Origin of the sequence: Arenimonas malthae CC-JY-1 (assembly GCF_000747075.1) — a bacterium.
GTDB lineage: Bacteria > Pseudomonadota > Gammaproteobacteria > Xanthomonadales > Xanthomonadaceae > Arenimonas > Arenimonas malthae.
Genome location: NZ_AVCH01000051.1, coordinates 1 through 363, shown reverse-complemented (window position 1 = coordinate 363; position 363 = coordinate 1). Strand labels below are relative to the sequence as shown.

At 70.8% G+C, this 363-nt stretch carries 1 protein-coding gene; it reads right to left on the bottom strand.

Translation table 11 applies throughout. The features are described 5' to 3' along the window. Positions 1–150 precede the first annotated feature (150 nt). The coding region (locus tag N790_RS03500) for a hypothetical protein (RefSeq protein ID WP_043800809.1) at positions 151–363 on the bottom strand (213 nt) is incomplete at its 5' end.

Below are 363 nucleotides of genomic sequence, written 5' to 3'. Positions count from 1 at the left end.
ATCCCTGGCAGCAAACGCCGGCCGTTCCGGGCCTCCTGCCCTACACTTCAGACCTGACCTGCGTGCGTGTGCCAGCGCACCGGAAGCCGTGGTTACACCGGCACGAGGTCAAAAGCCCAGGTCGATTGGCAGCACTCGCATAAGACAAACTCAGGGCAAAACGCGAAGTGACAGTTCTGCCCAGGCGCCGGTGTCGGCCAGGGCGGTGATGCGCTGTTCGCCGGGGGTATCGAAGGCGTGGGTCCAGGGCCGGGCGCCGAGGGTTTCGCCGGCGAGGCGGCCGTTCACCAGCCAGCGCACGCGCGCGGCCGTGCCCAGGGCGCGCAGGCGCAGCGTGGGCGGCGTGGCGCTGCCGGGGGCGCG